Here is a 26,563-nt window from a genome sequence, read left to right as displayed (position 1 = left end):
CGTACCGGTGTCGCACTGGTGCGTCGGTCGCTCATCGGGCGACGGATGAGTCATGACGAAGGATCAGATGCCCCCACGTCTGCTCACGCGTCGCCGCGCGCTGCTCGCCGGTGCCGCCGCCGTCGGAGCCGCCGGCACAGCCGGAGTGTTCGCGAAGGTCGCGGACGACACCGACAAGCCGGTCCGCACCGCCGCCCCGGCCGCGGGCGCACAGGCGCGCCCCGCGCTCAAGCCCTCCAGCTACCGCCTCCAGCCACTGACGGGGTACGGCCCGCCCCGCGTGGCGCCCCGCCGGACCCTCATCCGGCGCCAACCCCTGCTCAGCGTGTCCGGACGGGGCCGCACCATGGTGCTGACCTTCGACGACGGCCCCGACCCCCGCTACACGCCACACATCCTGGACACCCTGCGCGAGTACGACGTCCGCGCGATGTTCTTCGTGTGCGGCGAGATGGTCGCCGAGAACGGGGACCTCCTCGCCCGGATGGCCGACGAGGGCCATGTCGTGGGCAACCACACCTGGTCCCACCCGCTGCTGACCCGTCTCAGCACCCGCCGGATCCGCGAGGAGATGGAACGCACCAGCGACGTCATCGAGGACACCTACGGTGAACGCCCCGTCTGGTTCCGCGCCCCCTACGGCGCCTGGAACCGCACCGCCTTCCGGCTCGGCGCCGAGCTGGGCATGGACCCGCTGGCCTGGACCGTCGACACCCTCGACTGGACCGCCCCCGGCACCCGCACGATCGTCGACCGGGTCGAGAACGGCGCCGCCCCCGGCGTCGTGGTGCTCTCGCACGACGCCGGGGGCGACCGCTCCCAGAGCGTCCGGGCGCTGCGCGCCTATCTGCCGCAGCTGCTGGACTCCGGGTATTTCGTCACCGTCCCGGAACGGCATTACGCGTGACGGCTTTCGCCGGCCGGGCGAGGACGCTCAGCGCACCTCGACCAGGCTGGCGAAAGCGACGACGTTCCCGTCGTAACCGTTCTGCTGGGAGAAACCGCCGCCGCAGGTGATGACCCGCAATTCGGCGCTCCCCTTCGAGGCGTAGACCCGGTCGCCGGGAAAGTTGTTCTTCTCGAACACCTCGATGCCGTAGATCTCGAAAACGGCCGTCTTTCCGTCCTTGCGGACGATCTCGACGCGATTTCCCTTCTGCAGGCCCCCGAGTCCGTAGAACACGGCGGGGCCCTGGCTGTTGTCGACATGCCCGACGACCACCGCGGTGCCCTTCTCACCCGGAGACACCGAACCGGTGAACCAGCCTGCCAGGTTGGGGTCCTCCGGCGGTGGCGCGCCGACCCAGCCGTCCACGTCCAGACCGACCGGGATCATCGGCGCGTCCACCTGGATGCCGGGAATCCTGACGCGGTCCGGCAGGGCGTACGGCAGCGGCTGCGTGGCCCCGGCGAAGAGGCCCCCGGGCACCCGGGTGTCAGGGGCGGCCGCCGAGGCCGGCTGCGGAGGCCCCTCGTCGAACTCACCCGAGCCGTTGCGAACGAGCGCGAGGCCGGTCAGCAGAACCAGCGCTATCACTCCCCAAGGAGCACGCTTCTTCCGCCGCTCCTCCTCTTCGGCGAGTTCGGCCCGTTCGGCCAGCTCGGACGCAGACATTCGACTACCCCTCTCGACGCGGCCGTCGCCCCGTCATTCGCGCATATCTGAACGCTAAGTCCCGCGTGCGAAAGCGGCGACGGGGCAGATACGAACGGGTGGCCCGCTCCCATCGGTGCGCCATCCGAGTTGCCGCCAACAGGAAAATTCTGACGGTGCGTGACCTGCGGCAATTCAGCTTGTGGGGTTATCCGTCGGCGTGTCGTCTCACCAGTACGGACCATCGCCGAAATGCGGCCCGGGGCAGGGCATCTGAGGGTCTTTCTGGGAGGCGCTTTCTCGCCGATCGACCGGGGACGGTTCCCGGGGCGTCTTCCGCGGAGGATCACATGCGTACCACTCGTGCCATGGCGGCCGCTGCCACCGCGGTAGCCGCTCTCAGCCTTGCCGCCCCCGCGGCCGTCGCGCGGGACGGCATGCCGTCCGGACCGAGCAACATCGCCGTCCTGCCCAACGTCATCGCCCGCGGCGGGCAGATCACCATCACGGTCGACAACTGCCCGAGAGGCGGCACCGCGACCTCGGACGCCTTCCGGCCCACCCACCTGAGCACGGTGCGCGGGAGCAACACCGCAAGGGGCACGGCCACCGTCAACAGGAACGCGCGGCCGGGTTCCCACAGCGTCACGGTCACCTGCGACTCCAGGACGCTGACCAACCCGACTGCCTTCACCGTCATCGGGGGCGTCCAGGGCGGTCTCGGCGGCAGCAGCTCCACCGGCGCGACGCCGACCGACATGGCCATCGGCGGCGGGCTCATCGCCGTGGCCCTCGTCGGTGGCGGCGTGTTCTGGATGCGGCGCCGCGCGGAGAAGCGGATCTGACCCGCGGGCCCGTCGGAGCGGGATCCCACGCCCACAGGCCTTCACCCCGGCCCCCTTGCAGGGATCCGGGGCGAAGGCCTGTGCGGGTGCCCCAGCAACGGTGATGTCAGGCGCCGTCGTCGTCCGTGCGGCGTCGGGAGAGGTGGTAGGCCGTGCCGAGCGCGGCCGTGATGAGGGCGGCGCCCAGGGCGACCTCCTTGAGGTCCAGCCCGGCGAGAGTGCCGCCCCCGCCCGCGTGGGCGCCCTTCTGCGGGTGATCCGGCCGCAGCGGTTCCGGCCGGCCGCCCGCGATGGTGAGGTCGACCGTCTGCCAGAACGTGCCGCAGTAGAAGGACACCTCGTACACCGCACCGGGCCTCACGTCCCGGTCGACCGTGGCCCTGGCCGTCGTCCGCCCCGGGGGGATGGTGATCGTGTCGAAGACCGCGGACGCCACGGTCACGCCCTGCTCGCAGCCGGTCGCGCGCAGCCTGACCTGTCCGCCGGGAGCGACGGTGGTGGGCACGACCCTGGCCCAGAAACCGGAGTTGTCGCCGCTCGCGTGGGCGGCGGGGGCGGTCATGGTGAGGGCGCCGAGGCCCAGCAGGGCGGCCGAAGCGACACGTATCGCGCGCATGGTGGGTCCTCCGGGTTCCCCGAGGAGCAGCTGCGGACCTTCTTCCGCTCGCGCCGGAAATGCACCTCGATGTGCCAAACGCTAGGAAGGGGGCGCGCACCTGCGCGATCGCTGTCGTGCGAATGGGGCAACCCTGTGAGCCGCCCGGGGGACGTTCGTTCCCGCGACCGGGGGACGTGCCCGGCGTGGCGGCCCTGCCCGGCTCGGCGCCGCTGCTCCGCCGCCGTCCCCCGGCGCTCCGTCAGGTGAGGACCTGTCAGTCCTTGGCCTGTGGGAACAGTTCGAGGAACGGTTCCGCCGACGCCGTGACGCCACGGCTGTACGGCGCGTCGAAGTCCCAGATGAGGAAGAGCAGGAAGGCGATCAGGGCGGAGAACAGCCCGGCGAGGACCAGTTCGCGGGGTGTGCGCCGGATCTGCAGCGCGAAGATCATCCCGATGGTGACGACGCCGCCGGCGATCAGCCCGAACCACACCACACCCGGCATCGTCTCCCCGGTCGAGTTCGCGCGGGCGTTGCGCGCCTGGTCGGCCGCGGTCACCTGGTCGAGGAGCGGCTGGTAGGCCTGCGCCTCGAAGTCCGTCCTCGGCTCGTAGTCGGTGACGTCCTCGCGGACGCGCTGCAGCAGCTCGGTGCCGCGCTCGGTCATCCGCCCGTCGTCGGCCATCGACTTCCACTCGGTGGTCACGACGTGTCCGACATAGGCGTTGACATCCTCCCGAATGCGGTCGCGGATGTCGGCCGGATAAATCCGCACCCGTTCCGAGATCTCGTGCAGCGCCACGGCCTCCGCCTGGACGTGGTCCTGGGCGGCGCTACGGCCCTCCCACACGCCCGCGATGGCAAGGCCCAGGACGATGGCGTACACCACACCGATCCACATCGTCATGTACTCGATGACGTCCGGGGTCTCGGAGGGATCCTCGTCGTCCGGCGCGGTGCGGTGCCGGACGAAGGTGATGAGGACCACCACGGAGCAGGCGGCCAGCATCGCGAGGGTGAGAACAAGCCATTCCGGCAAGGGATGCCTCCAGGGTCAGCGCGGACGCAGTGCGGCGACGGCGACGATCGCCGGTGCCGCGATGAGCAGGACGAAAATGAGCGGCGACGGGGCGCTGTGCGCCGGCCGCCGGTGTTGGGTGGCCCGATAGGGCGGGTAGTGCACCGGCGCGACGGACGGACTCGGGGTGGGCTTGGCCGACGGCTTCGGCGTGGGCGTCGGGGCCGGTGGGGGCGGCGGCGTGGGCGTGGGGGCCGGCCGCGGACGGGGCGGCGCCGGCTGAGGAGCCGGGGGCGCCGGGGGAGGTGGGGGCGGTGGAGGCGGCGGCTTGGGCTTCGGGGTGGGCGTGGGTTTCGGCGGTGGCGTGGGAGTGGGGTCCGGAGAGGGCGACGGCGTGGGCGTCGGAGTGGGAGTCGGCGTCGGCGTCGGCGACGGGCACTGCGGGGGAGTGGGCCAGGTGAGGCTCCCCGCGACCGCCACCGCCCTCGCACCGTCCGGGCCGGTGTCGGCGTAAGCGCAGGCGGTTGCCCCCGCCACGCCGGCCGGCGCCGACACCAGCAGCCAGGTCAGCGTCAGCACCGTCAACGCCCGTGTGGTGAGCGTGGATTGGATCGGTTCGAGTCCATGCACGACCAAGATCCTGAGCCCAGCGCGCGTAGAGACAGGCCCAAGAGTGAGAGGAATGCCCCGAACGGGCGACGGATGCCCCACGAAAGGTTTGATCAGCGGACGGAGGCGTAACCGCCGAGGCGCACGCGCGTGCGACGGGAGGCGGTTTTCACAGCTTCCGGAAAGAAATTTGTGCGCCGGTTGAACACGAGAGTGGCTTTCGTGCGTACCTCTTGTCGTGCGGCGGCGCAGCAGGGCGCTGCAACACCCTTGTGAGTTTGGGGAGTTGACGATGAAGACCTCGTGGCGGAGCGCCTCGCTCGTGGTGAGCGCCGTTGCAGTGCTGGCGCTGACGACGGCCTGTGGGCAGGAAACGGCCCCGCCGGCGAGCCAGAACGTCGGTGCCACGGCCGCGGCCGGTGATTACGGAACCGCTGGTACGGGCCTTGGGAACGGCACCGGTTACGACTCGGGCGCGGCGGACCAGGAGAGCGCCGCCACCAAGCCGTCCTCCGCCGGTGAGCTGGCCGTTTCCACCAACCAGGAACTCGGCAAGGTGCTGACCGACAGCTCCGGTCTGACGCTGTACCGCTTCGACAAGGACACCGCCGAGCCGCCCAAGTCGAGCTGCGACGGCGACTGCGCCAAGAAGTGGCCGCCGGTCCCCGCGGACGATGCCACGGCCGGCGCCGGCATCGACAAGGCGCTGCTCGGCTCGGTCACCCGGGCCGACGGCACCAAGCAGCTGACGGTCGACGGCTGGCCGGCGTACCGCTTTGCGAAGGACACCAACGCCGGTGACGTCAACGGCCAGGGCGTCGGCGGCACTTGGTACGCGCTCGCGCCCGACGGCAAGAAGGCGCAGGGCGGTGCGGGTACCGAGGCGGGCGATCTGCCCGGTCTGTCCACCCGCGAGGACTCGAAGCTCGGCGAGATCGTCATCGACAAGAACGGCCACACGGTCTACCGCTTCATGAAGGACTCGCCCTGGCCGATGAAGACGGCGTGCACCGGCGAGTGCCTGGAGAAGTGGCCGGTCATCGCGCCGGTCGACGCCAAGGACACCGAGGACATCGATCTGAAGGGGTCCGGTCCCAGGGGCCAGGGCTACGTGGTCTTCGACCGGCCCGACGGGATCAAGCAGCAGACCATCGACTGCGTACCGATCTACACCTTCGCCGGTGACAAGAAGCCCGGCGACACCAACGGTCAGGGCGTCGGCGGCACTTGGTTCGCCATTCGCCCCGACGGCAAGCCGGTCGGCGCGTCGGAGCAGTAAAAAGATCACACCTCCCCAGGGTTGATCGCCTCACCCAGTCGAGTTCCGACCACGGGAGGGAGGGAGAGACAGCGAGAGTGCCGGACGAACGGACGGCGCGCGCGACCCACCGGTCCGCCCCCTGATGCCATGCGCAGGGGGCGGACCGGTTTGCCGTCATTCACCATGATTCTTCACCCTCTTTCGCCATGGTTCGGAACTCTGTGGAATGCTTCGGATGCTTTCGTAGCGGGTGCGTGGGGCATCAATACGGCACGTGCCACAGGCAGTGACCGGGAACGGATGGTCAATTTCCGTTTCTGCTCGCTCCTTTGGCGGGCGATCAGTAGCCTCAGCTCGAACACCGGATCGCCTACGCCTTGGAGAGATAGATGGAGCGTCCCGCCTGGGCCCCTCGGAGCATCGACATCTCGGTGCCCAGTGTCTCGCGGATCTACGACTACTACCTGGGCGGTTCGCACAACTTCGAGGTCGACCGGGATGCCGCCCGCAAGGCCATGGAGTTCATGCCGGGGCTTCCCAAGATCATGCAGGCCAACCGGGCGTTCATGCGCCGCGCGGTGCGCTTCGCGGTCGACCAGGGCATCACCCAGTTCCTGGACATCGGCTCCGGAATCCCGACGTTCGGCAACGTCCACGAGGTGGCCCAGGCCGCCGTACCCGGTGCCCGCGTGGTGTACGTCGACCACGACCCGGTCGCCGTCGCGCACAGCCAGGCCGTCCTCGACGGCAACGACGCCGCGGACGTCGTCGCCGCGGACCTGCTCAAGCCGCAGGAGATCCTGGGCAGTTCCGAGGTCGAGCGCCTCATCGACCTGAACCGGCCAGTGGCGCTGCTGCTCGTTGCCATACTGCACTTCGTGGAGGACGAGGACGACCCGTGCGCCGTGGTGGCCGAGCTGCGTGACGCGCTCGCGCCCGGCAGCATGCTGGTGCTCACGCATGCCTCGTACGAGGGAATCCCGCTGCCCGAGGAGCGGGCCAAGGGCACGGTGGACGTGTACAAGGACATTCGCAACCCGCTGATCATGCGCTCGCGCGAGGCCATCGCGCGGTTCTTCGAGGGGTACGACATGGTGGAACCCGGACTGGTGCCGATGCCGCTCTGGCGGCCGGACACCGCACCGGACGACGAGGATCCGTATGCCTTCTCCGGCTTCGCCGGCGTGGGACGTACGGCGTGAGCGCGGGGCCGGACGGGCCGGAGGACAGACTGCGCCGGTTCGCGACGATCTGGAGCCGGGCGGTCTTCCCGGTGACCTCGACGTCGTCGACCCGGCCGGAGTTCGAGAAGCAACTGCTGCCGCTGGCCCGGCGGTTGAGCGAGGCGCTCAGGGCCAGGACCTTCAAGGCCGACGAGGGCAAGGCGGTCGGCGCCGCGCTCGTCTCCGCGCACTGCACCGACCCCGAGGCGCTCAGCCGCTCGCTGGACTGCGTCGACGCCTACCTCGTGCTGTACTGCGGCACCGACGGCGACCAGGAGGACCAGCGGGCCCGCTCGGCGCGGCTCCAGCACGCCATGGCCGCCGGGTTCGCCCAAGCACTGCGCGAGCGGACGCTGGCGGAGCAGGAGGCGATCTCCGCGGCCGCCCTCAAGGCGCAGGGCGTGGTGGCGCAGGCCCTGCACGCCACCGAGGCCCGCTTCCGCGCGGTCTTCGAGGGTGCCGCCATAGGTATCGGCATCGCCGACCTGGACGGCAACGTCCTGCAGGTCAACGGCGCGCTGCTGCGGATGTTCGGCCTCTCCGAGCAGTCCATGCAGGGCCGCAGGGTCATGGAGTGGACCCACCCCGAGGACGCGCCGCAGACCTGGAAGCTCTACGAGGAACTCGTCCGCGGCGAGCGCGAGCACTACCACGTCGAGAAGGCGTTCTACCGCCCCGACGGAACGGTCCTGTGGACGAACCTCACGGTCTCCCTGCTGCGTGACGCCGACGGCGAACCGCAGTACCAGCTGGCCCTGATGGAGGACACCACCGAGCGCCGCCTGCTCAATCTGCGGCTGCGCTACGAGGCCACCCACGACGCGCTCACCGGACTGCCCAACCGCACCTTCTTCTTCGAGCGCCTGGAGAAGGCACTGGGCGCCGGGGAAGGCCAGCGGTTCGGCCTGTGCTACCTCGACCTGGACGGCTTCAAGACCGTCAACGACAGCCTCGGCCACGCCGCCGGCGACCGGCTGCTCGTCGAGGTCGCCGACCGGCTGCAGTCCTGCGCCACCGCGCCCGGCGAGATGGTCGCGCGGCTCGGCGGCGACGAGTTCGTGGCGCTGACCACCGGCCCCGACACCGAGCGCGAGGTCGACGAGCTCGCCGCCCGGATCATGAACGCGCTGATCGCGCCGATCAGCGTCGACGGCCGGGAACTGACCGTGCGCGGCAGCATCGGCATCGTCGAGGGCCCGGCCGGGGAGCGGGGCCCGGCGGAGGTGCTGCGCAGCGCCGACATCACGATGTACCGGGCCAAGTCGGCGGGCGGCAACCGCTTCGAGCTCGCCGACCCGGAGGCCGACGCCCGCGCCATCACCCGGCACGGGCTGACCACGGCGCTGCCGACGGCCCTGGACCGGGGCGAGTTCTTCATCGAGTACCAGCCGCTGGTCCACCTCGGCGACGGCAGTGTCCGCGGCGCCGAGGCGCTGGTGCGCTGGCTGCATCCGCAGCACGGCGTCCTCGGCCCGGACCGTTTCATCCCGCTCGCCGAGCACACCGGGCTCATCGTTCCGCTCGGCCGCTGGGTCCTGGAACAGTCGGTGCGCCAGGCACGCGAGTGGCGGGAACGCCACGTCGACGCGGGCCCGCTCCGTATCAACGTGAACCTCTCGCCCTGCCAGCTCACCCACCCCGGGCTGGTGCAGGACACGGTGGACATCCTGGAGCGTGCGGGCGTGGCTCCTGACGCCCTCTGCCTGGAAGTCACCGAGTCGGCGCTCATCGGCGCCGACGACGACCTGCTCAAGCCCCTGCGCCGACTGGCCGAGATGGGCGTCGACATCGCCCTGGACGACTTCGGCACCGGCTACTCCAACCTCGCCAACCTGCGCCGGCTGCCGGTGAGCATCCTCAAGCTGGACCGCTCCTTCACACAGAGCATGCAGCAGTTCCCAGCCGACCCCGTCGACCTCAAGATCGTCGAGGGAATCGTCTCCCTGGCCCACAGCCTGAGCCTGGCCGTGACCGTGGAGGGCGTGGAAACCGGCGCCCAGGCCGAACAACTGCGCATACTCGGCTGCGACACGGCCCAGGGCTGGTACTACGCCCGCCCGGGCCCACCGGACCGACTCCACGAACTGGCACTGGTGGACGCGTCGGGCTGAGCCGGCTGAGCCGGCGGGGCCGGCGGGATGGGCGGCCCGCTGGGCCTGCCCCAGGCCGGCGGGATGGGCGGGCCGTGGACTCCTCCCCGGTCCTGGAGGGCGCTGAAGGCCGGCCGGCGTGTGGGGCGGGCTGGGCCTGTTCTGGATCGGCGGGAGGGGTGGGCCGTGGGCCTTTCTCGGGCCGTGAGGGCTGACTCCCGTTCGGCGAGTGGCGTCGGGCGGGCCGGGCCTGTTCCGGATCGGCTCCGGACCGGTGGGACGGGCGGACTGCGAGCCGTGGCCCGGACCGGCGGGAGGGGCCCCGGCTGCGGTGGCGGCACGCAGATGAACCTCGGCTCCGTCGAGATCCCCGCGGCGCAAGGACGGACTGCGGAGCCGGTGTCCCGGACCGGCGAGAAGCGCGCTGGGCACCTTCCGGGACCGGAAAGGGGCCGCTGCAGGCGGGGCACGCGTCGCGGAGCCCGGCGTTCCCCAGGCCGTGCGGCCGTAGATGTCGGCGCGTCCGGGCCGCGGCCCACGTCGGGCACGCCAAGTGGGCGATCCGGGCGGCGCGTCCCGTTCGGTCGGATAGCGTGAAGGGCGCCGACTGCGGCACCGCGCGCCGCGTCCGTCGGTGAGGAGAGCGGATGGGGCGGAGAGGCAGGACAGGCCATGCCCGACAGGCCGATCGATCTGGATCTGCGCAAGCTGCGCTACTTCGTGGCCGTGGCCGAGCGCCGGCACTTCGGGCAGGCGGCCGTCGCCCTGCACGTCACCCAGCCCGCGCTGTCCCGTCAGGTACGCCAGCTGGAGCACGAGCTGCGCGTCGAGTTGTTCACCCGCAGCACGCGCGAGGTCTCGCTCACCCCGGCCGGGGAGCAGTTCCTGCGCGACGCCAAGGCGCTGCTCGCCGCCGCGGAGGCCGCCCAGGAGCGGGCCCGCCGCATCGGCGCCGGTGACGACGCGTTGGTCGTCGGGTTCATGCTGGGCACGGATGTGAGCCTGGCCCTGAACGCGTTCTCCGCCCGCTTCCCCCGCGTCTCCATCGAACTGGTCCGGCTGCGCTGGTGGAGCCAGGCGCGTGCCCTCCTGGACGGCAGTGTCGACGTCGGGTTCGTCCGGCCGCCCCTGGAGGCCGACGGCGTGGACCTCCTCGCCCTGTACGCCGAGCATCTCGCCGCCGTCCTGCCGATCGATCATCCACGAGCCAGGGACGCCAAGGTCGACCTCGCGGCCCTGGCCGACGACCCCGTCCTGGAGTACGCCGAGGCGGCCGAGGCCTGGTCGGCCGTATGGAACGCCGACCCACGCCCCGACGGCACCCGGCCCGGCCACGGCCCCGCCTTCCACGACATGGAGGAGTTGCTGGGCTATGTCCGCGGCGGGCGCGGAATCGCCTTCGTGCCGAGTTCCGTCGCGGCTGCGTTCCCCCGGTCCGACATCGCGTACGTCCCCGTCGCCGACGTACCCCCGGGCCAGGTGTCCCTCGCCTGGAACAGCTCGCGCCCCTCGCACCTCGTGACGAGCTTCGTCGACACCGTCCACGCCGCCGTGCGGGCCCGAGGCACGACGTAGACCTGCGCCGATGCCTCCTCGGCATCAATCGAGCCGTAACAAGCATTGGACGGGATCACAGCGGGCTCGGAGACTCGGAAGTACCAGGAACCAACTGGACTACTTCCCCCCGACACCCTTGGAGCCCGCGATGCGTGCTGCCGTCGCCACCGGCGCGAACCTTCCGCTCGCCCTCGACACCCTCGACGTCCCCCAGCCCGCCCCCGGCGAGGTCCTGGTCAAGGTCACCGCCTGTGGCGTCTGCTTCTCCGACCTGAACCTGCTGCGCGGCGAATACCCCTTCGCCCGGTTCCCCGTCATCCCCGGCCATGAGATCACCGGAGTCGTGACTGCCGTCGGCGAGGGCGTGACCTTCCCCGCGGTCGGCACCACGGTCGGCGCCCAGTTCCTGTACGACTCCTGCGAGCACTGCGACTACTGCGTGCGCGGCGACCAGATCCTGTGCCCCCGCAAGCGGATCACCGGCGTCGTGGCCGACGGCGGCTACGCCGAGCACGCCCTGCTCAAGGCCAACTTCGTCACCCCGCTGCCGGAGGGCCTGGATCCCGTTGCCGCCGCGCCGCTGATGTGCGCCGGCCTCACCGCCTTCAACGGCCTGCGGCAGGGCGGCGCGAAGGCCGGTTCCCGGGTCGCCGTCGTCGGTCTGGGCGGAGTGGGCACCCTGGCCGTGCGCTACGCCGCCGCCATGGGCGCGCGGGTCGCCGTGGTGGGCCGCTCCCGGCGCGGCGAGGACCAGGCCATGGCCTTGGGCGCCGAACTCTTCGTCGCCACCGACGAGTCCGACCCGGCCGAGGCGCTCAAGGCGTGGGACGGCGGGGCCGACCTGGTGCTCAACGCCGCCCCGTCCACCGCCGCGGCCGGAGCCACCCTGGGCGGCCTCGCCCCCGACGGCACCCTGCTGCTCCTCGGCTACGGCTCCGAGCCGCTGACGCTGCCCACCCCGCCCATGGTCCTCAACCGCCTGCACGTCGCCGCGTCCCCCTCCGGCTCGCCCCACGACCTGCGCGACACCCTCGCCTTCTCGCTGGCCCACGGCATCCTGCCCGAGGTCACCCCGATCACCCTGGACCAGGCCCCGGCGGTCCTCGACGCCATGGCGGAGGGCACCGCCCACGGCCGCAGCGTCATCACCTTCGTCTGACCGACCGGACCCCCCGCTGGACCGGACCCCCGGCCGCGATCAGAACCACCCCTTGCGTTTCCGCACGCCACCAAGGAGTTCGCCATGCCCTACGTCGTCCTTGTCACGGGTGCCTCCAGCGGCTTCGGTGCCCTGACCGCCCGCGCCCTCGCCGATGCCGGACACACCGTCTACGCCGGGATGCGGCAGACCACCGGCCGCAACGCCCCCGCCGTCGCGGACGCGCAGACCTACGCCGACCGGCACGGCGTGGTGCTGCGTGCCGTCGAACTCGACGTCTCCGCCCAGGAGTCCGTGGACGCCGCCGTCGCGCAGGTCACCGCCGAGGCCGGACGGATCGACGCCGTCGTCCACAACGCCGGGCACATGGTCCTCGGCCCGACGGAGGCGTTCACGCCGGAGCAGATCGCCGAGATCTACGACACCAACGTGCTGTCCACGCAGCGCGTCAACCGTGCCGTGCTGCCGCAGATGCGGGACCGGCGCGACGGTCTGCTGCTGTGGGTGGGGTCGTCGAGCACCTACGGCGGCACCCCGCCCTACCTCGGCCCCTACTTCGGCGCGAAGGCCGCGATGGACCACCTGGCCAAGAGCTACGCGGTCGAGCTGAGCCGCTTCGGCATCGACACCTCCCTCGTGGTCCCGGGTTCCTTCACCTCGGGCACCAGCCACTTCGCCCACGCCATGCACCCCGAGGACACCGCCACCGCGGAGGCGTACGACACCTTCTACGCGGGGCTGATGGACGACGTCGGCAAGGCCCTGGCCGCGCTGGCACCCGCCGACGCCGATGTCATGGAGGTGGCCCGAGCCATCGTCCGCATCGTCGGCACACCGAAGGGCGAGCGCCCCTTCCGCGTCACCATCGACCCGGCCGACGACGGCTCGGAGCGGGTGAGTGACGTCGCCGACGGTGTCCGTGCCGACTTCTACGAGCGCATCGGCATGACGGACCTGCTCACACCCCGCACGGCCGGCTGACCCTCACCGTTCCAGCAGCATCCGCTGCAACTCACGCGCGGCCCGCGGCGGAGCCACGTCGCTGCGATGGGCCAGGGCGATCGTGCGGTGCAGGCCGGGCCGGGCCAGCGGGGTGACCCGTAGCCCCCGGCCCGACCGGGCCGCCACCATGCGCGGTACGACGGCCACTCCCAGCCCCGCCCGCACGAACCCCAGCACCGCGTCCATCTCCCCGCCCTCGACCGCGAAGTCCGGCTCGAAGCCCTCGGCACGGCAGGCGGCCACCGTCAACTCACGCAGGTCGTAGCCGTGCCGGAACATCACCAGGCGCTCGCCCTCCAGATCGGCGATGCGCACGGTGCGCCGCCCGCCGCCCGGCCGGGGCGCCTCCGGCGAGGAGACGACCACCAGGTCCTCGCGCAGCAGCTCCACCGTGGTCAGCGCGGGGGAGGCCGTCGGCAGGGGCAGGACCACCAGGGCCAGGTCGAGGGCACCGCGGGCCAGCTCCCGGATCAGGTCGTGCGAGCCGCCTTCCTCGATCAGCAGCTGGATGCCGGGGTAGCGGTCGTGGAACGCACGCAGCACGTCCGGGAGCAGGCCCGTGCACAGGCTCGGCGTCGCCCCCAGCCGGACCCGCCCCCGGCGCAGCTGCACCAGTTCCTGCACCTCGTACCGTGCGGTGTCCGCGTCGGCCAGGATGCGCCGTGCCAACGGCAGCAGGGCCTCCCCGGCGTCCGTCAGCGTGATGTTGCCGCGCGCCCGCAGGAACAGGTCCGCGCCCAACTCCCGCTCCAGCGACTTGATCTGCTGCGACAGCGAGGGCTGCGCGACATGCACCAGGTCGGCGGCCCGGGTGAAGTGCCGGGTCTCGGCGACCGCCACGAAGTACTGGAGCTGCTGGAACTGCATCCAGCCAGCATAGGGCCTGCCTATTGAAACGAGCCGGACCATGTCTTGGACCGATGGGGTGGCCCGGCCGTAGCGTCCTGTTCCATGGCTCTGGCAACGCGGACGGACCGACGGCCGTCCATGGCACGCACAGTGTGGGACTCCACCGTCGGCAAGAAGACCGTGATGGCGGTCAGCGGACTGATCATGCTGGCGTACCTGGTCGTCCACATGATCGGAAACCTGAAGATCTTCTTCGGGGCGGGCGAGTTCAACCACTACGCGCACTGGCTGCGCATCGTCGGCGAGCCGTTCATGCACTACGAGTGGACGCTCTGGCTCGTCCGCATCGTGCTGGTCGTCGCCGTCGTCGCCCACGCCACGTCCGCGTACCAGCTCAGCCGCCGCGACATCAAGGCGCGCCCCAGCAAGTACGTGCACAAGAAGCCGCGGGCCTCCTACGCCACGCGCACCATGCGCTGGGGCGGCATCATCCTCGGCCTGTTCATCGTCTGGCACGTCCTCGATCTGACGACCGGCACCGTGCACTCCGGCGGCTTCCAGCAGGGCCACCCGTACCAGAACGTCGTGGACACCTTCTCCACCTGGTACGGCAACGTCATCTACATCGTCGCGATGCTCGCCCTCGGCCTGCACATCCGGCACGGCTTCTGGAGCGCCGCCCAGACCCTCGGCGCCGGCAGCCGCACCCGCGACCGCGCCCTGAAGGCCACGGCCGACATCCTCGCGCTGCTGCTCACGGTCGGTTTCATCGCCGTGCCCGTGGGCGTCATGACCGGATTGGTGAGCTGACATGTCTACCTACGCCGAGTACACGACCGGCGAACCGGTCGTCGACGCCAAAGCCCCCGCCGGGCCCGTCAGCGAGCGCTGGGACAAGCGCCGCTTCGAGGCCAAGCTGGTCAACCCCGCCAACCGGCGCAAGCACACCGTGATCGTGGTGGGGACGGGCCTGGCCGGCGGCTCCGCGGGCGCCACCCTCGCCGAACAGGGCTACCACGTCGTCCAGTTCTGCTACCAGGACTCCCCGCGCCGCGCCCACTCCATCGCCGCGCAGGGCGGCATCAACGCCGCGAAGAACTACCGCAACGACGGCGACTCCGTGCACCGCCTGTTCTACGACACGGTGAAGGGCGGCGACTTCCGCGCCCGGGAGTCCAACGTCCACCGGCTCGCCCAGATCTCCGTCGAGATCATCGACCAGTGCGTGGCTCAGGGCGTGCCGTTCGCCCGCGAGTACGGCGGCCTGCTCGACACCCGCTCCTTCGGCGGCGTCCAGGTGTCGCGGACGTTCTACGCCCGCGGCCAGACGGGCCAGCAGCTGCTGCTCGGCGCGTATCAGGCGCTGAGCAGGCAGATCGCCGCGGGGAACGTCGAGATGCACCCGCGTACCGAGATGCTCGACCTGATCGTCGTCGACGGCAAGGCGCGCGGGATCGTCGCCCGGGACCTCATCACCGGCCGCATCGACACCTACTTCGCGGACGCCGTCGTACTCGCGAGCGGCGGCTACGGCAACGTCTTCTACCTGTCGACGAACGCCATGAACTCCAACGCCACCGCGATCTGGCGGGCCCACCGGCGCGGCGCCTACTTCGCCAACCCCTGTTTCACGCAGATCCACCCGACGTGCATCCCGCGCACCGGCGACCACCAGTCCAAGCTGACGCTGATGAGCGAGTCGCTGCGCAACGACGGCCGGATCTGGGTGCCGAAGGCCAAGAGCGACGACCGCCCCGCCAACAAGATCCCCGAGGACGAGCGCGACTACTACCTGGAGCGTATCTACCCGTCCTTCGGCAACCTCGTGCCCCGCGACATCGCCTCCCGCGCCGCGAAGAACGTGTGCGACGAGGGCAGGGGCGTCGGGCCCGGCGGGCAGGGCGTCTACCTGGACTTCGCGGACGCGATCCGGCGTATGGGCCGCAAGGCCGTCGAGGCCAAGTACGGCAACCTCTTCGACATGTACCAGCGGATCACCGACGAGGATCCGTACGAGGTGCCGATGCGGATCTACCCGGCCGTGCACTACACGATGGGCGGCCTGTGGGTCGACTACGACCTGCAGACCACCGTCCCCGGCCTGTTCGCCATCGGCGAGGCCAACTTCTCCGACCACGGCGCGAACCGGCTCGGTGCCTCGGCCCTGATGCAGGGCCTGGCCGACGGCTACTTCGTGCTGCCGGCCACCATCAACGACTACCTCGCCCGCAACCCGCACCACGAGGCGGTCACCGACGAGCACCCCGTCGTGCAGGAGGTGCTGGCGGACACCCAGGACCGGCTCAACCTGCTGCTGGCCGTGGACGGCGACCGTACGCCGGACTCCTTCCACCGTGAACTCGGCGAGCTGATGTGGGAGTTCTGCGGGATGGCCCGCACGGACTCCGGACTGCGCAAGGCCCTGGAGCGCATCCCGCAGATCCGCGAGGAGTTCTGGCGGCGGATCAAGGTGCCCGGCACCGGCGAGGAGTTCAACCAGTCGCTGGAGAAGGCCAACCGCGTCGTCGACTACCTGGAGCTCGCCGAGCTCATGTGCCTCGACGCGCTGGACCGCAGCGAGTCCTGCGGCGGCCACTTCCGCGAGGAGTCGCAGACGCCGGACGGCGAGGCGGCCCGCAAGGACGACGAGTTCGCCTACGTGGCGGCCTGGGAGTTCACCGACACGGGCAACGCTCCCGTGCTGCACAAGGAAGACCTGGTCTTCGAGTACGTCCACCCCACCCAGCGGAGCTACGCATGAAGCTCACCCTGCGCGTCTGGCGGCAGCGCAACGCCGCCGCCGAAGGCGCCATGTCCACGTACGAGGTGGACGGCATCTCCTCCGACATGTCCTTTCTGGAGATGCTCGACACCCTCAACGAGGAGCTCATCCTCCGCGGTGAGGACCCGGTCGCCTTCGACCACGACTGCCGTGAGGGCATCTGCGGCGCCTGCTCGCTCGTCATCAACGGTGACGCGCACGGCCCCGAGCGGACCACCTCCTGCCAGCTGCACATGCGGTCCTTCAAGGACGGCGACACGATCGACATCGAGCCGTGGCGGGCGTCGGCGTTCCCGGTCATCAAGGACCTGGTCGTCGACCGGTCCGCGTTCGACCGGATCATCCAGGCGGGCGGGTACGTCACCGCCCCGACGGGTGCCGCGCCGGAAGCCCACGCCACACCCGTGCCGAAGCCGGACGCCGACCTCGCCTTCGAGCACGCCGAGTGCATCGGCTGCGGGGCGTGTGTGGCCGCGTGTCCCAACGGGGCGGCGATGCTGTTCACCTCCGCCAAGGTCAACCACCTGAACGTACTGCCGCAGGGGGCGCCCGAGCGAGAGACCCGTGTCCTGGACATGGTGGCGCAGATGGACGACGAGGGCTTCGGCGGGTGCACTCTCACCGGAGAGTGTGCCACCGCCTGCCCCAAGGGCATCCCCCTGATGTCCATCACGAGCATGAACAAGGAGTGGCTGCGGGCCACGCGGAAGGTGAAGCGGTAGGGCGCGGCGCCCAACAGACGTTCGCCGAAAGGTGCGGACGGGCGGGGTCGGGAGTGGTGCTCTCCGGCCCCGTCTCGCGTATCCGCGCCCGTCAGGTGAACAGCACTGGATCGCCCGGCTGACCGGCCGGGCACCGGAACATGGACGGCCGGTACCGGCTCACGCCGTTCAACATTCGCACATCCACTCTCCTGGCACAGGTCACGCATACGCCAACCGGCATAGGAAGAACAGGGGCGGCACATCGCACCGCTCCAACCGAGCTCCGCTCGCCGTCCCCGGCCCGTGACCAGGAGTAAGCCATGACCGGCGTACTGACCGTCGACCGTCCCCCGCAGCCCACGGCACCCACCCGCTACACCGTCGGCCTCGCCCGCGACGAGGAGGACGTGCGCGCCGCCCAGCGGCTGCGGCACGACGTCTTCGCCGGTGAGATGGGAGCCCAGCTGACCACCCCGCAGCCGGGCCACGACATCGACGCCTTCGACGCGTACTGCGACCACCTGCTCGTCCGTGAGGAGGTGTCCGGCCAGGTCGTCGGCACCTACCGACTGCTCCCGCCGGAGCGGGCCGCGGTCGCGGGCCGGCTGTACTCCGAGGGCGAGTTCGACCTGAGCCGCATCGACGGCCTGCGTCCGAACCTGGTCGAGGTCGGCCGCTCCTGCGTGCACCCCGACCACCGCGACGGCGCCGTCATCAGCCTCATCTGGGCCGGCATCGCCCGCTACATGGTCGACCGCGGCCACGAGTGGCTGGCCGGCTGCTGCTCGATCCCGCTGGCCGACGGCGGCAAGCTCGCGGCGGCCACCTGGGACCGGGTGCAGGCCAAGCACCTCGCCCCGGAGGAGTACCGGGTACGACCGCTGCGGCCCTGGCAGCCCACTGAGCCCGCCCCCGCCGCCCGCATGGAACTCCCGGCCCTCCTGCGCGGCTACATCCGCCTCGGCGCCTGGGTCTGCGGCGAGCCCGCGCACGACCCGGAGTTCGGGGTCGCCGACATGTACGTGCTGCTGTCGATGCGCCGGGTCAACTCGCGCTACCTGCGCCACTTCCTCTCCCTCGTCCCGGCGTGACGGACGTGGCGGCCATGAGCACCCCCTCCCTCGGTGCCGTCGGAATCCCCACGGCGACCGCTGCCAAGGCCCAGACGGCCGGCGTACCGGCCGCACTCGCCCATCCCGTCGAGGTGGCGACCCCTTGGCGGCCCAGCGCCCCCTGCACCCCCCAGGGGTGCGTGGACGCGACGGGACCGGCCAGGGCCGTGCCTCTGGCCGTCCTGCGGATCGCGGCGGTCCTGCTCCTGCTGATCATCGGGTTCCTGCTCAGCCCGCTCGGGGCGCGGATACCCGGCGGACTGGTCCGGCGCTGGTCCCGCTGGGTCGTCCGGGCCGCAGGCGTCCGGGTACGGATCGACGGCGGCGCCGCGCCCGACGGCGGGATGCTGCTCGTGGCCAACCACGTCTCCTGGCTGGACATCCCGATGCTCGCCGCCGTCCGTCCGGCCCGGATGCTCGCCAAGTCGGAGATCCGGGACTGGCCCGTGGCGGGGTGGATGACCGCCCGCAGCGGTGCCCTGTTCATCGACCGGGACCGGATCCGCGCCCTGCCCGGCACGGTGGCCCGGATCACCGAGGCGTTGCGGGCCGGCGACGCGGTCGCCGTCTTCCCCGAGGGCAGCACGTGGTGCGGCCGCACACAGGGCTACTTCCGCCGGGCCGCGTTCCAGGCAGCCCTCGACGCGGGCGTCCCGGTCCAGCCGGTCCGCCTGCGCTACCGGGCTGCCCAGGGCACGCCCAGCACGGCCGCCGCCTTCGTCGGCGCGGACTCGCTCCTCACCTCGGTGTGGCGGGTCGTGCGGGCACGCGAGCTGGTCGCGGAGGCGGAGGTGCGGGAGCCGATGGCACCGGGCAGCCACCCGGACCGCCGCTCTCTGGCCGGGGCGGCCGAGATGTCCGTACTACTGAGGGCGCATCAGCCGGAGGTCCTCACCCCAGGCGTCCAGCACCGCCCCGTGGCCCTCGCGGCGGGCCGAGGCCTCCACGCGGGCGAACAGCCCCCGCTGGACCGCCACGTCGCCGCTCGCGGAGATACGGTCCACAGCTCCCAGCAGGGCGTCGCCGTCCCAGCCCGGCAGCGGGTGACGGGCAAGCTCCCAGCGTAGGTACTTGTGGTACGGGCGGGGGCGCCGGTCCAGGGCGAAGAGCAGCTCCAGCAGGTGCCCCACGCTGTCGGTGGCGTCGAGCCGGGCGGCGAGCGGCTCGCCGTCACGGTCGTTCTTCACCGAGCGGTAAAGGGAGTTGGCGTAGGCGTCCAGCCAACTGCCCGCGGCCCGGAACGCTTCGTCGGCGCCGAGCCGTGCCTTGGCGGCGAGGATCTCAGCGATCCCCCCGGAGTCGGCGATCCCTCCGGCGGGCCGGTCGAGTACGATCCGCGCCCGGGCGAGGGCATAGCGCTCGTGGCCCGGCATTCCGGCTGCCCGGAACTCGGCGAGGGAGACGATCACCAGATCCAGTCGCGACGTGCGATGACCGGTGAAGCGACGGAGGTCCGTCGCCGCGCCGTCCGCGAGGACGACGTACAGATCGTGGTCGGAGTGCTCGGTGGCCATGCCGTCATGGGCCCGCGAGCCTTTGAGGACGAGGCCGACGACAGCGGGGTCGGCCATGGCGAGCGCGACGAACGCGTCGTAGGTGAGGGACTGCTGCGCGGTCATGCGTGATCTCCGGTGGGTCGGCGACGGGTATGCCTGCCGGGGCGGCCACGGAAGGTCCGGGCGCCCGCACGGTCCGCGTCGGCACACGCCGACGCGCGGAGGATCAACGCACGGGGGCACTCTAGGACCCTCAAGTGCCGTGTCGCCAAAGGCGGTTACGGCATCACACGGGCCAGATACGGCGCCGTGGCGCTCCCTTCCGCCCGAGCCACGTCCGCCGGCGGCCCCGCCGCCACGATCCGTCCGCCCGCGTCACCCCCGCCCGGCCCCAGGTCGATCACCCAGTCCGCGCCCGCCACGACGGACATGTCGTGCTCGACCACGACCACGGTGTGCCCGGCGTCGACGAGCCCGTGCAGCTGGCGCATCAGCACCTCGACGTCGGCCGGGTGGAGTCCGGTCGTCGGCTCGTCGAGCAGGTAGAGCGTGTGGCCGCGCCCGGCGCGCTGCAACTCGCTCGCCAGCTTGATGCGCTGGGCCTCACCGCCGGACAGCTCGGTGGCCGGCTGCCCGAGACGCAGATAGCCGAGGCCCACGTCGAGCAGGGCGCCTAGACTGCGCGCCACGGCCGGGGTGTCCGCGAAGAACTCCGCAGCCCCCTCGACCGTGAGGTCCAGCACCTGCGCGATGTTCCGCCCCCGGTACGCAACTTGGAGCGTCTCGGGGTTGTAGCGGGCCCCGCCGCAGTCGGGGCACGGCGCGTACGTGCTCGGCAGGAACAGCAGCTCCACGCTGACGAACCCCTCGCCCTGACAGGTCTCGCACCGTCCTCCCCCGGAGGGGGGACCCCCAGCGACATTGAAGGAGAACCGCCCGACGCCGTAACGACGGACCCGCGCCTCGTCGGTGGCCGCGAACACCTTGCGTACGACGTCGAAGAGGCCGGTGTAGGTGGCGAGGTTGGAGCGCGGGGTGCGGCCGATCGGCTTCTGGTCGACCGAGACCAGGCGGCCCACACCCGCCAGTTCCTCGGTGATCTCGCCGATGAGCGTGGACTTGCCCGAACCCGAGACGCCGGTGACGGCCGTGAACACACCGAGCGGGAACTCGGCGGTCACCCCGCGCAGGTTGTGCCGGCTGACCGGCCCGACCTTCAACTGGCCCCGCGGCGCACGCACTTGGCGTACGGCGGCGGGCGAGCCGTCGAACAGGAACCGCGCCGTGGCCGACTCCGTGACCGCAGCCAGCTCCGCCACCGGCCCGCTGTGCAGCACCTTCCCGCCGTGCTCACCCGCCCGCGGTCCCACGTCGACCAGCCAGTCCGCGCCGCGCATGACGTCGAGATGGTGCTCGACCACGAACACCGTGTTCCCGGCCGCCTTCAGCCGCGCCAGCACCGTCAGCAGCGCCTCGGTGTCCGCCGGGTGCAGCCCCGCGGACGGCTCGTCGAGGACGTACACGACACCGAACAGCCCGGACCGCAGCTGCGTCGCGAGCCGCAGGCGCTGCAGTTCACCCGCCGAGAGCGTCGGCGTGGCGCGGTCGAGGCTCAGATAGCCGAGGCCGAGCTCGACGACGGGCCCGATACGGGACTTGAGGTCCTCGGTGAGAACACGGGCCGCCTCCGAGGAGCCACCTTCCAGTAATCCCGCCAGCTCCGTGAGCGGCAGCGCGGCCACATCGGCGATCGTCCGGCCGCCGAAGGTCACCGCCAGCGCCTCGGGGCGCAGCCTGCTGCCGCCGCACGCCGGGCAGGGTGCTGCGGCGAGGAACCGCTCCGCCTTCGTCCTGAGGGTCGGGCTCTTGGAGTCGGCGAAGGTCTTCATGACGTACCGGCGGGCGCTCATGTACGTGCCCTGGTACGGGCGTTGGATGCGGTCGGCGTCGCGCACCGGGTGAACGGTGACGACCGGCTGCTCGTCGGTGAACAGGATCCACTCCCGCTGCTCGGCGGGCAGCTCGCGCCAGGGCCGGTCGACGTCGTGGCCGAGCGCGTCGAGGATGTCGCGCAGGTTCTTGCCCTGCCAGGCACCCGGCCACGCCGCGATCGCGCCCTCCCGGATCGACAGCCCCGGATCGGGGACCAGCAACTCCTCGGTCGTACGGTGCACTTGCCCGAGCCCGTGGCACTCCGGGCACGCCCCGGCCGCCGTATTCGGTGAGAAGGAGTCCGAGTCGAGCCGCTCGGCGCCCGGCGGGTAGTCGCCCGCCCGGGAGTACAGCATCCGCAGGGAGTTGGAGAGGTTGGTGACCGTGCCGACGGAGGAGCGGGACGTCGGCGCCGAGCGGCGCTGCTGGAGCGACACGGCGGGCGGCAGCCCGGTGATCTCGCCGACCTTCGGCGCGCCGACCTGGTGGATCAGCCTGCGCGCGTACGGCGCCACCGACTCGAAGTAGCGGCGCTGGGCCTCCGCGTAGATCGTGCCGAAGGCGAGCGACGACTTCCCGGACCCGGACACACCCGTGAACACGGCCAGCACGTCCCGTGGGATGTCGACGTCCACGCCCCTGAGGTTGTGCTCGCGGGCGCCGCGGACGCGGACGTAGGGGTCGTGCGGGGAAGGCATGGGTGAGGGCTCCGGAAGGTGTGCGTCGGCGTCGTGGGCAAACTCCGCAATTCTAAACGAACGGGGCGCGCGGGCCGTATGAGCCACCTGCTGTTCACGATGCCGTCGGCTCGCCCACACCGGCCCCCCATACCGTCTCGCCAGTCTCTCTTCCTACCGAGGAGTATCGTGAGCGCCTCAGCTCTGAGCACTCTCACCGCCGCGCTGCTGATGGTCACGGGCGCGTCCGCCCCGCAGCCGGTCTCCGTCTCCGCGCGCGTGGAGACCCCCGCCGTGTATGACGACGAGGCGGGCGGCAACGCCGACGCCGACGACCCGGCCGTCTGGGTCGACCCCCGCGACGCGGGCCGCAGCCTCGTGATCAGCACCCTGAAGGAGGCCGGCCTCGACGTCTACGGCCTCGACGGCAAGCGGCTCCAGCACATCGCCGCGCCCGCGGCACCCGGCGAGGACACCGCCCCCGGCCGCTTCAACAACGTCGACGTCGTGTACGGCTTCGAACTGGGCGGCAAGAAGACCGACCTCGCCCTGGTCAGCGACCGCGGCCGGGACCGTGTCCGGGCCTACGCGATCGACCCGGGCGCGGTGGCGGCGGGCAGGCCCCCGCTGAAGGACGTGACCGCGGCCGGCGTCGCGCCGGTCTTCTCCGCGAGCGAGCCGGAGGTCGACGACCAGCGCACCGCCTACGGGCTGGCCGCCTTCAGCGACGACGACAACGCCTACGTGGCCGTGTCGCGCCGCTCGGAGACCCGCGTACGGCTGCTGCAGCTGGAGGACCGCGACGGCCGCGTCGGCTACAAGGCCGAGGACACCCTCGACCTGCCCGGCTCCTTCACACTGCCGAACGGCAAGAGCTGGACGCCGTGCGCCGACCCCGGCGACCACGCGCAGGTCGAGGGCATGGTCGTCGACCAGGAGGAGCACGTCCTGTACGCCGCCCAGGAGGACGTCGGGCTGTGGCGGGTCGACCTCGACGACGAGGAGTTCGGCCGCCCCAAGCTGATCGACCGGGTGCGGGAGTACGGCACTCCGTGGACGTACGACGCCGAGGAAGAGGAGTGCGTCATCGACACCGCGGGCGACCCCGGCTTCGGCGGTGAGCACCTGAGTGCCGACGCCGAGGGCGCCACGATCTACCACGCCGCCGACGGCAAGGGATACCTGCTCGCCTCCAGCCAGGGCGACAACACCTTCGCCGTGTACGAGCGCCAGGGCCGCAACGCCTACCTGGGCTCCTTCACCGTCACCGACAGCGCCGCCACCGACGGGGTGCAGCACTCCGACGGCGCCGCCGTGGTGAACGTGCCGCTCGGCCGCTCGTTCCCCAAGGGGCTGCTCGTCACCCACGACGGCGAGGCCGCGCCCGCCGACGGGGACCGGGAGGGCACCAACTTCAAGTTCACGCGGTGGGAGTCGGTGGCGACCGCGTTCCCGAAGCCGCTGACGATCGACACCAAGTCGTTCGACCCGCGCGACACGGACTGACGCCCCGGCCGGCGGCTCGCGCGGATCACGCAGAGATGATCCGGGCGAGCCGCCGGTAGGAGTCCACCAGCGCCGCACGGTCGTACGTGCTCGTCGTGACCAGCACCTCCTGTGCCTCGGTCTCCTTCAGCACCGTCTCCAGCTCGTGCGCGACCTGCTCCTCGGTGCCCGCGATGTGCCCGGCGAGGCCGCCCTCGTAGAAGCCGCGCTCCTTGTCGGTCATGGCCAGTGCCTCGACGCGCTCGGCGGAAGCCAGCGGCGGGAACGTGCCGTGCGTGCGCGAGTACGCCATGGCCCAGGCCTCCGGCACGAGCAGCCGCCGGGCCTCCTCGGGCGTGCCGGCCACCGCGATCGAGCCGGAGATGACGACGTACGGCTCACCGGCCCAGGCGGAGGGCTGGAAGCGGTCGCGGTAGTGATCGATCCCGCGCCGCATCTTCTCCCGGTTCCGCAGATCACCGATGACCATCGGCAACCCGGCGCGGGCCGCGATGTCCGCGCCCTCGCCCATCGCCAGCACGAACGGCGGCACGGTCAGTCCCTCGGCGGGGCGCGCGTGCACGCCGGTCGGCGAGGTGCCGCGGAACCAGTCGAGCAGCTCCCCGATCTGCGCCGCGAAGTCCTCGGCGTCCCCCTTGTCCCGCCCGAGCGCCTTGCGGACACCGTCCGTGAAGCCGACCGATCGCCCGAGCCCCATGTCGATACGGCCGGGAAAGAGGGACTCCAGCACCCCGAACTGCTCAGCCACGACCAGGGGTTGGTGGTTGGGCAGCATCACCCCGCCGGTCCCGACCCGGATGGTGCGGGTGGCGGACGCGACAGCGGCGGCCAGGACGGTCGGCGCGGACCCTGCCACTCCCGGCACGCCGTGGTGCTCCGAGACCCAGACGCGGTGGTAGCCCAGCTCTTCCAGCTCCCGCGCCAGCCCTACGGTGTCACGCAGCGCTTCTCCGGTCGGGCGGCCCTCCCGGGTGCGGGAGCGGTCGAGGACGGAGAAGCGGGTCGAGGCGATCACGGAGCTCATGGAAGGTTCAACACCTGGGAGCCCACAGGATTCCTCACGGTGCGATGTTGTGGTTCAGGCGGAACAGGTTGCCCGGGTCGTGGCGCCGTTTCAGATCCCTGAGACGGTCGAAGTTCGCCCGGTAGTTGGCCCGTACGCGGTCCTGGTCGTCGCCGTCCATGAAGTTCACGTAGCCGCCGCCCATGGAGTGCGGTTCGAGCGCCCGGTGGAAGGCACGCACCCAGTCCTTGCGGTCCTCGCACTCCTCACGGGTGGTGAGCGTCGGGCTGAGCGCGACCGAGTAGTCGGCGTCCCGGTAGGAGAAGGCGGTTTCCGCCGGTCCCACGCGGTGGCAGGCCCCGTCGACGGGGAAGACGACCGTGACGCTCTGGATCGAGGGCGTGGTGGCGCCGTACTCGACGAGGGCGTCGACGGCCCCGTCCGGCAGGCCCTTGGTGAAGCTGCCCTTCCAGTAGTGGTACAGCCCGGCGGGCACCAGCTCGTCGAAGAGGGTGTTGATCACCGGGTAGGGCATGCGCTCCAGGTGCCGGCCCAGCACCGGCCCGAGTGCGGCGACCCGGTCCCGGATCCGGTCGTCCTCATCCGGCGGCCCGCTCCAGCACGTGACCACTGCGCACATCGGGCGCCCGTGCCGGTGCTCGGGCAGGAACGGCACCGGTGGTCCGAGCCCCACGACGAGGACGGCTCCGAGACGTTCGTCCGCCTCGGCGACCAGCTCCCGGTACCGGCGGATCACGTCGGCGTCGAGCGGGAAGAACGTGGGCCCGCCGAGGATGTCGGCGACGGGGTGCAGCCGGAACGCGAAGGACGTGACGACCCCGAAGTTCCCGCCGCCTCCGCGCACCGCCCACATCAGATCGCTGTGCTGGTCGTCCGTGCAGGTCAGGAAGGATCCGTCGGCCGTCACCAGATCCACCGAGACGAGGTTGTCGCAGGCCAGACCGCAGCGCCGGGCCAGGTGGCCCATGCCGCCGCCGGTCGTCAGACCGCCCACGCCGGTCGTGGAGACGACCCCGCCGGTGGTGGCCAGCCCGAACGCGTGCGTGGCGTGATCGACGTCCGCCCAGGTGCAGCCGCCCTCCACCCACGCCGTGCGGGCGTCGGGATCGACGCGGACCCCGCGCATCCGGCCCAGGTCGAGGACGACCCCGCCGTCACACGTGCCGTGGCCGGGGACGCTGTGACTGCCGCCGCGCACGGCGAGCGGCAGGCCCTGCTCACGCGCGAAGTCCACCGTGGCGACGACGTCGCCCGCGTCGACGGCCCGCACGATGACAGCCGGCCGCTTGTCGTGCATGGCGTTGTAGACCTTGCGGGCCTCGTCGTAGGCCGGGTCGCCGGGCACGACGACGACGCCGCGCAGCCGGTCCGTCAGCCGGTGGTCGAGGGTCGCTGTGGAGGTGGTCATGGCGGCCGCTCTCCGTTCCTGTGCCGGGAGGGGATACACCACCGGTGTACGCGCGCGCAGGGGCCGTGCTCATCGCCGGAATCGCCCATCCGGGGGGAGCGGGGCATGGGCGGAACG

Annotated in this window: 22 protein-coding genes and 1 pseudogene; 14 read left to right on the top strand and 9 right to left on the bottom strand. The window is 71.5% G+C overall.

Going from position 1 to position 26,563, the window contains the following annotated elements; translation table 11 throughout:
* Window positions 1-52 precede the first annotated feature (52 nt).
* Window positions 53-907 carry a polysaccharide deacetylase family protein gene (locus tag OHT51_RS05420; protein WP_328877732.1) on the top strand — a complete coding sequence of 285 codons (855 nt, stop codon included), beginning with the start codon at window positions 53-55 and terminating at the stop codon, window positions 905-907.
* Window positions 908-934: 27 nt separating this feature from the next.
* Here the strand turns inward: OHT51_RS05420 and OHT51_RS05415 are convergent, their stop codons facing one another.
* Window positions 935-1,615: a class F sortase gene (locus OHT51_RS05415; protein WP_328877731.1), complete on the bottom strand. Its 681-nt coding sequence runs from the start codon at window positions 1,613-1,615 to the stop codon at window positions 935-937.
* Window positions 1,616-1,944: 329 nt separating this feature from the next.
* On the opposite strand from OHT51_RS05415, the gene OHT51_RS05410 reads away from it, so the two are divergent.
* Window positions 1,945-2,439 carry a hypothetical protein gene (locus OHT51_RS05410; RefSeq protein WP_328877730.1) on the top strand — a complete coding sequence of 165 codons (495 nt, stop codon included), beginning with the start codon at window positions 1,945-1,947 and terminating at the stop codon, window positions 2,437-2,439.
* A 106-nt stretch (window positions 2,440-2,545) separates the two neighbouring features.
* Here the strand turns inward: OHT51_RS05410 and OHT51_RS05405 are convergent, their stop codons facing one another.
* The 3 genes from OHT51_RS05405 to OHT51_RS05395 form a co-directional block, all read right to left on the bottom strand.
* Entirely contained in the window at window positions 2,546-3,055 is a 510-nt protein-coding gene (locus tag OHT51_RS05405) for a hypothetical protein (RefSeq protein ID WP_328877729.1), read from the bottom strand.
* Between the two features lie 256 nt (window positions 3,056-3,311).
* Complete coding sequence (locus tag OHT51_RS05400) at window positions 3,312-4,076, bottom strand: bestrophin-like domain (RefSeq protein ID WP_328877728.1); 765 nt, start codon at window positions 4,074-4,076, stop codon at window positions 3,312-3,314.
* Window positions 4,077-4,091: 15 nt separating this feature from the next.
* On the bottom strand, window positions 4,092-4,685 hold the full coding sequence (locus OHT51_RS05395) for a hypothetical protein (protein ID WP_328877727.1): 594 nt from the start codon (window positions 4,683-4,685) through the stop codon (window positions 4,092-4,094).
* Window positions 4,686-4,956: 271 nt separating this feature from the next.
* On the opposite strand from OHT51_RS05395, the gene OHT51_RS05390 reads away from it, so the two are divergent.
* The 6 genes from OHT51_RS05390 to OHT51_RS05365 all read left to right on the top strand — a co-directional run bounded on the left by OHT51_RS05390 (window position 4,957) and on the right by OHT51_RS05365 (window position 12,935).
* A complete protein-coding gene (locus tag OHT51_RS05390) occupies window positions 4,957-5,943 on the top strand; it encodes an SCO0930 family lipoprotein (protein WP_328877726.1) in 987 nt (328 codons plus the stop codon).
* 371 nt (window positions 5,944-6,314) lie between these two features.
* Window positions 6,315-7,127 carry an SAM-dependent methyltransferase gene (locus tag OHT51_RS05385; RefSeq protein ID WP_328877725.1) on the top strand — a complete coding sequence of 271 codons (813 nt, stop codon included), beginning with the start codon at window positions 6,315-6,317 and terminating at the stop codon, window positions 7,125-7,127.
* Window positions 7,124-9,259, top strand: coding sequence for a putative bifunctional diguanylate cyclase/phosphodiesterase (locus OHT51_RS05380; RefSeq protein ID WP_328877724.1), 2,136 nt, complete (start codon window positions 7,124-7,126; stop codon window positions 9,257-9,259). Before OHT51_RS05385 ends, OHT51_RS05380 begins: the two co-directional genes overlap by 4 nt.
* Window positions 9,260-9,910: 651 nt before the next feature.
* Window positions 9,911-10,813: a LysR family transcriptional regulator gene (locus tag OHT51_RS05375; protein ID WP_328877723.1), complete on the top strand. Its 903-nt coding sequence runs from the start codon at window positions 9,911-9,913 to the stop codon at window positions 10,811-10,813.
* 130 nt (window positions 10,814-10,943) lie between these two features.
* Window positions 10,944-11,954: an alcohol dehydrogenase catalytic domain-containing protein gene (locus OHT51_RS05370; RefSeq protein WP_328877722.1), complete on the top strand. Its 1,011-nt coding sequence runs from the start codon at window positions 10,944-10,946 to the stop codon at window positions 11,952-11,954.
* Between the two features lie 84 nt (window positions 11,955-12,038).
* A complete protein-coding gene (locus tag OHT51_RS05365) occupies window positions 12,039-12,935 on the top strand; it encodes an SDR family oxidoreductase (RefSeq protein WP_328877721.1) in 897 nt (298 codons plus the stop codon).
* Window positions 12,936-12,938: 3 nt separating this feature from the next.
* Here OHT51_RS05365 and OHT51_RS05360 read toward each other — a convergent pair whose 3' ends face one another.
* Window positions 12,939-13,823 carry a LysR family transcriptional regulator gene (locus OHT51_RS05360; RefSeq protein WP_328877720.1) on the bottom strand — a complete coding sequence of 295 codons (885 nt, stop codon included), beginning with the start codon at window positions 13,821-13,823 and terminating at the stop codon, window positions 12,939-12,941.
* Between the two features lie 120 nt (window positions 13,824-13,943).
* Between OHT51_RS05360 and OHT51_RS05355 the strand changes: the two genes are divergently transcribed.
* The 5 genes and pseudogenes from OHT51_RS05355 to OHT51_RS05335 form a co-directional block, all read left to right on the top strand.
* Window positions 13,944-14,615 carry a succinate dehydrogenase gene (locus tag OHT51_RS05355; RefSeq protein ID WP_328877719.1) on the top strand — a complete coding sequence of 224 codons (672 nt, stop codon included), beginning with the start codon at window positions 13,944-13,946 and terminating at the stop codon, window positions 14,613-14,615.
* 1 nt (window position 14,616) lies between these two features.
* A complete protein-coding gene (locus tag OHT51_RS05350) occupies window positions 14,617-16,566 on the top strand; it encodes a fumarate reductase/succinate dehydrogenase flavoprotein subunit (RefSeq protein ID WP_328877718.1) in 1,950 nt (649 codons plus the stop codon).
* Complete coding sequence (locus OHT51_RS05345; RefSeq protein WP_328877717.1) at window positions 16,563-17,309, top strand: succinate dehydrogenase/fumarate reductase iron-sulfur subunit; 747 nt, start codon at window positions 16,563-16,565, stop codon at window positions 17,307-17,309. The genes OHT51_RS05350 and OHT51_RS05345 overlap by 4 nt, the downstream gene beginning before the upstream one ends.
* A gap of 302 nt (window positions 17,310-17,611) precedes the next feature.
* Window positions 17,612-18,382 (top strand): GNAT family N-acetyltransferase, encoded by a 771-nt coding sequence (locus tag OHT51_RS05340; RefSeq protein ID WP_328877716.1) that lies wholly within the window; start codon window positions 17,612-17,614, stop codon window positions 18,380-18,382.
* Window positions 18,383-18,396: 14 nt separating this feature from the next.
* Window positions 18,397-19,017: pseudogene (locus OHT51_RS05335) on the top strand (lysophospholipid acyltransferase family protein); the annotation flags it as partial.
* A gap of 249 nt (window positions 19,018-19,266) precedes the next feature.
* Here the strand turns inward: OHT51_RS05335 and OHT51_RS05330 are convergent.
* Both OHT51_RS05330 and OHT51_RS05325 read right to left on the bottom strand, forming a co-directional pair.
* A complete protein-coding gene (locus OHT51_RS05330; protein WP_328877715.1) occupies window positions 19,267-20,022 on the bottom strand; it encodes a hypothetical protein in 756 nt (251 codons plus the stop codon).
* Between the two features lie 155 nt (window positions 20,023-20,177).
* Complete coding sequence (locus OHT51_RS05325; protein ID WP_328877714.1) at window positions 20,178-22,529, bottom strand: excinuclease ABC subunit UvrA; 2,352 nt, start codon at window positions 22,527-22,529, stop codon at window positions 20,178-20,180.
* Window positions 22,530-22,697: 168 nt separating this feature from the next.
* On the opposite strand from OHT51_RS05325, the gene OHT51_RS05320 reads away from it, so the two are divergent.
* A complete protein-coding gene (locus OHT51_RS05320; protein WP_328877713.1) occupies window positions 22,698-24,014 on the top strand; it encodes a phytase in 1,317 nt (438 codons plus the stop codon).
* A 25-nt stretch (window positions 24,015-24,039) separates the two neighbouring features.
* Here the strand turns inward: OHT51_RS05320 and OHT51_RS05315 are convergent, their stop codons facing one another.
* Together OHT51_RS05315 and OHT51_RS05310 are read right to left on the bottom strand one after the other, a co-directional pair.
* The gene (locus OHT51_RS05315) at window positions 24,040-25,038 is read right to left on the bottom strand and encodes an LLM class flavin-dependent oxidoreductase (RefSeq protein ID WP_328877712.1); all 999 of its coding nucleotides are present in this window, start codon (window positions 25,036-25,038) and stop codon (window positions 24,040-24,042) included.
* A gap of 34 nt (window positions 25,039-25,072) precedes the next feature.
* On the bottom strand, window positions 25,073-26,446 hold the full coding sequence (locus tag OHT51_RS05310) for an FAD-binding oxidoreductase (protein WP_328877711.1): 1,374 nt from the start codon (window positions 26,444-26,446) through the stop codon (window positions 25,073-25,075).
* Between the last annotated feature and the right edge of the window lie 117 nt (window positions 26,447-26,563).

The sequence above is a fragment of the Streptomyces sp. NBC_00299 genome, from assembly GCF_036173045.1.
In the GTDB taxonomy this organism is placed as follows: domain Bacteria; phylum Actinomycetota; class Actinomycetes; order Streptomycetales; family Streptomycetaceae; genus Streptomyces; species Streptomyces machairae.
Note: the sequence above shows the minus strand (reverse complement) of the source record. Positions and strands in the feature narration are given on the sequence as shown.